We start from the raw sequence: 4,490 nt of genomic DNA, 5'->3' as shown, positions 1-4,490 counted from the left end.
CTGCCATCAGGGCGATCGCCGCCCGGTCCCTAGAATCCCGGCCGATATGGCAAGCAAGCAATCCAGTTACGGCGAAGCGTCCATCCGCGTGCTCAAGGGCCTGGAGCCCGTCAAGCAGCGCCCGGGCATGTACACCCGCACCGACAACCCGCTGCACATCGTGCAGGAGGTGATCGACAACGCCGCCGACGAGGCCCTGGCCGGCCATGGCAGGCGCATCGCGGTGACGCTGCATGCCGACGGCTCCATCGCGGTGGACGACGACGGCCGCGGCATCCCCTTCGGCCTGCACCCGGAAGAGCAGGTGCCGGTGATCGAAATCGTCTACACCCGGCTGCATGCCGGCGGCAAGTTCGACAAGGGCTCGGGCGGTGCCTACAGCTTCTCGGGCGGCCTGCACGGCGTGGGCGTGAGTGTGACCAATGCGCTGGCCAAGCGGCTGGAAGTGGCGGTGTGGCGCGACGGCCAGCATGCCCGCCTGGCCTTTGCCGGCGGCGACGTGGTGGAGCCGCTGGTGGTGGCCAAGGCCGCCTCGGGCGACCGCAAGCACGGCACCAGCGTGCGCGTGTGGCCCGATGCCAAGTACTTTGAAAGCGCCGAACTGCCGCGCAGCGAGCTGCTGCACCTGCTGCGCAGCAAGGCGGTGCTGATGCCGGGCGTGGTCGTCACGCTGACCACGGAGAAGACCGGCGAGACGCTGACCTGGCAGTACAAGGCCGGCCTGCGCGACTACCTGATGCAGCACCTGGCCGCCGACCCGGTGATTCCGCTGTTCGAGGGTGAGCAGTTCGCCGGCGCGGCCGAGACCGAGAACTTCGCCGAAGGCGAGGGCGCCTCCTGGTGCGTGGCCTACACCGAAGAGGGCCCGACGCTGCGCGAGAGCTACGTCAACCTGATTCCCACGGTGGCCGGCGGCACGCACGAAGCGGGTTTGAAGGACGGCCTCTTCGGCGCCATCAAGGGCTTCATCGAGATGCATTCGCTGATGCCCAAGGGCGTGAAGCTGATGCCGGAAGACGTGTTCTCGCGCGCCAGCTTCGTGCTCAGCGCCAAGGTGCTCGACCCGCAGTTCCAGGGCCAGATCAAGGAGCGCCTGAACAGCCGCGATGCGCTGCGGCTGGTGTCGGCCTTCACCAAGCCGGCGCTGGAGCTTTGGCTCAACCAGCATGTGGCCCATGGCAAGCGCCTGGCCGAGCTGGTGATCAAGCAGGCGCAGACGCGCCAGCGCGCCAGCCAGAAGGTGGAAAAGCGCAAGGGCTCGGGCGTGGCGGTGCTGCCGGGCAAGCTCACCGATTGCGAGAGCCGCGACCTGGCGCTGAACGAAGTGTTCCTGGTGGAAGGCGACTCGGCCGGCGGCAGCGCCAAGATGGGCCGCGACAAGGAAACCCAGGCCGTGCTGCCCTTGCGCGGCAAGGTGCTCAACGCCTGGGAGGTGGAGCGCGACCTGCTGTTCAAGAACAACGAGATCCACGACATCGCGGTGGCCATCGGCGTGGACCCGCACGGCCCCACCGACGAGCCCGACCTCACCGGCCTGCGCTACGGCAAGGTGTGCATCCTGAGCGATGCGGACGTGGACGGCTCGCACATCCAGGTGCTGCTGCTGACGCTGTTCTTCCGCCACTTCCCCAAGCTCATCGAGCGTGGCCACATCTACATCGCCAAGCCGCCGCTCTTTCGCATCGACGCGCCGGCCCGCGGCAAGAAGCCGGCGGCCAAGATCTATGCGCTGGACGAAGGCGAGCTGACCGCCGCGCTGGACAAGCTGCGCAAGGAAGGCGCGCGTGAAGGCAGCTGGACCATCAGCCGCTTCAAGGGCCTGGGCGAGATGAGCGCCGAGCAGCTGTGGGACACCACGCTGAACCCTGACACCCGCCGCCTGCTGCGCGTGGACTTCGGCGCGCTGGACTTCGGCAGCACCGTGCAGTCGATGACCAAGCTGATGGGCAAGGGCGAAGCCGCTGCCCGCCGCGAGCTGATGGAGCTGCGCGGCGACGACGTGGAAGTGGACGTTTAAGCGGCTGCGCCAGCCCGCGGCAGCCTGGCCACGAAGTCGGGCGTGATGGCCGACAGGTGGCTCACCACCGCGTGGCCCAGCGCCAGCTCGTCGGGCAGCAGCGGAAAGGCCTCGCCCGGGGCCGCGATGGCCCACAGGCCGGCGGCGCGCAGCGCACGCAGGCCGTTGGCCGAATCCTCGATGCCGGCGGCGCGGCTGGGTGCCACGCCCAGGGCGGCCACCGCGCGCTGGTAGATCTCGGGGTGCGGCTTGCCGTGGCGCACCTCGTCGCCACACACCGTGGCCTGGAAATGCCGGCCGAAACCGGTGAGCCGCAGCGCGCAGTCGGCCAGCGCACGCGGCGAGCCGGTGGCCAGCGCCAGCGGCCAGCGCTGGCCCAGCGCGGCCAGTACCTCGGCTGCGCCGGGTCGCACGGGCAGGTCGGTCTCGAAGGCGCGCTGCACACGGCCCAGGATGTCGGCGGCCAGCTCGGCGGGGCTCATGTCGGTCAGCGCCAGGCGTTCGCACATGCGCACCGACCATACCTCGGTGCTGCAGCCCATCAGCGCTTCCTGGTCCTGCTGCCGCCAGGGCAGGCCGCGTTCGGCGGCAAAGTCTTCACGCACGCGCTGCCAGATGACTTCGGAGTCGATCAGCACGCCGTCCATGTCGAACACCACGGCCTCGATGGTCATGCCAGGCCCTTCTCGGCTTCGCGGATCTCGCGGGTGACGGCCTGCAGACGCTCGAAGGCGCGGTAGCGCGCCGCATGGGCCGCGGCGGTGTCCCCGGTCGCCGGCTCGTAACGCTGGCCGATGCGCGACATCGCGGCCATCGCCGCCGGTGCGTCGGCAAAGCAGCGGGCGGCCAATGCGCCCAGGATGGCGGCGCCCAGCAGCACCGGTTCTTCGGCCCGGGTGGCCAGCACCGGCTTGCCGGTGGCATCGGCCAGCAGCTGCCGCACCAGGTCGAGCCGGCCGGCACCGCCGCTGACGACCACCTGCTGCACCGGCGCCCCGGCCGCGGCCTGCACGTCGATGATCTGGCGCAGGCCGTAGCCGATGCCGCACAGGCCCGCCACGTACAGCGCCAGCAGGCTGTCCAGGTCGCTGTCCATGCCCAGCCCGGCGATGCAGGCGCGGGCATGCGGGTCGGCATGGGGCGCGCGGTTGCCCAGGAACTCGGGCAGCACGTGCAGGCCGGCGGCCAGGCGCACGCTGTCCGAGGCTTGCGGACAGCGCTGCGCCGCCTGCTGCGCCAGCCAGGCCGGCAGCGACTGGCCTTGCGCGGTGGCCGTGCGCGCCGCCTCGGGCGCGGCCGGGTGCAGCGCCAGCAGCCGCTCGATGGCAGCGCCGGCCACCGATTGCCCGCCTTCGTTGAGCCAGGCGCCCGGCACCATGGCCGAGAAGTAAGGCCCCCATACGCCGGCCACGAAAGCCGGCTCGCGCGTGGTGGTCATGGTGCAGGACGAGGTGCCGAACACATAGCCGAGGCTGTCCACCGGGTCGCCGGCCGCGCCCACGGTGCCCAGGCCGCCGGCATGCGCGTCGATCAGGCCGGCCGCCACCGGCGTGCCCGGCAGCAGGCCCAGCGCGGCGGCGGCTTCGGCCGTCAGGCCTTCGCCCAGCGGCGTGCCGGGCTGCACCGCACGGCGGCCGATGCGCTCGAAGCCTTCATCGGCCAGCATGCCCAGGCCGATGGTGCGGAAGTAGCTCTCGTCCCAGCGCTGCTCATGCGCCAGGTAGGTCCACTTGCAGGTGATGGTGCAGGTGGAGCGGGCCAGGTCGCCGCTGGCGCGCCAGGTCAGGTAGTCGGTGAGGTCGAAGAACTGCCAGGCGGCATCGAACACCGCAGGCCGATGCTCATGTAGCCACAGCAGCTTGGGCGTTTCCATCTCGGGCGATATGCGGCCACCCACGTAGCGCAGCACCGGGTGGCCGGTGGCGTTGATGCGCTCGGCCTGGGCCACCGCGCGGTGGTCCATCCACACGATGATGTCGCGCGCCGGATCTTCCGAAGGGCCCACCGGCAGCGGCTGGCCGCCTTCGCCCAGCACCACCAGGGAGCAGGTGGCATCGAAGCCGATGCCGGCCACCTGGGCCGCGGGCACGCCGGCGCTGGCCAGCGTGTCTTGTACCGCGCGGCACACCGCGGCCCAGATGTCGGTGCTGGATTGCTCGACGATGGCGCCGGCAGCGTGGAAGGTCTGGATGTCGTGCTTGGCCGTGGCCACCATGTGGCCAGCCAAGTCGAACAGGCCGGCGCGGGCACTGCCGGTGCCGACGTCGACTCCGATCACGTAGCTGGGGGCCGGGGTGGTCATGGCGGATGCGGGCGATGGCTTCAGGCGCCATCATCCGGCAAGGCCGCACAAAGAAAAAAGGCCTTGCATCGCTGCAAGGCCTTTTCCTTCTGTTCTTGGCTCCCCGACCTGGGCTCGAACCAGGGACCTACGGATTAACAGTCCGGCGCTCTACCGACTGAGCTATCGGGG

The 4,490-nt window shown here is 70.4% G+C and carries 3 protein-coding genes; 1 reads left to right on the top strand and 2 read right to left on the bottom strand.

Features of this window, described 5'->3' with window-relative positions; translation table 11 throughout:
- The first annotated feature begins 46 nt into the window (after positions 1 to 46).
- Positions 47 to 2,017 carry a DNA topoisomerase IV subunit B gene (locus ABNT58_RS08320; RefSeq protein WP_348753033.1) on the top strand — a complete coding sequence of 657 codons (1,971 nt, stop codon included), beginning with the start codon at positions 47 to 49 and terminating at the stop codon, positions 2,015 to 2,017.
- On the opposite strand, the gene ABNT58_RS08315 is transcribed toward ABNT58_RS08320, so the two are convergent.
- Positions 2,014 to 2,691: an HAD family phosphatase gene (locus ABNT58_RS08315; protein ID WP_348753032.1), complete on the bottom strand. Its 678-nt coding sequence runs from the start codon at positions 2,689 to 2,691 to the stop codon at positions 2,014 to 2,016. The two genes, ABNT58_RS08320 and ABNT58_RS08315, sit on opposite strands and share 4 nt — an antisense overlap.
- Positions 2,688 to 4,319, bottom strand: a complete 1,632-nt coding sequence (locus ABNT58_RS08310) for an FGGY-family carbohydrate kinase (RefSeq protein WP_348753031.1) — start codon at positions 4,317 to 4,319, stop codon at positions 2,688 to 2,690. Before ABNT58_RS08310 ends, ABNT58_RS08315 begins: the two co-directional genes overlap by 4 nt.
- Between the last annotated feature and the right edge of the window lie 171 nt (positions 4,320 to 4,490).

This window comes from uncultured Aquincola sp. (assembly GCF_964001545.1).
Lineage (GTDB): Bacteria > Pseudomonadota > Gammaproteobacteria > Burkholderiales > Burkholderiaceae_C > Aquincola.
This window is presented reverse-complemented; position numbering and strand designations above follow the sequence as displayed.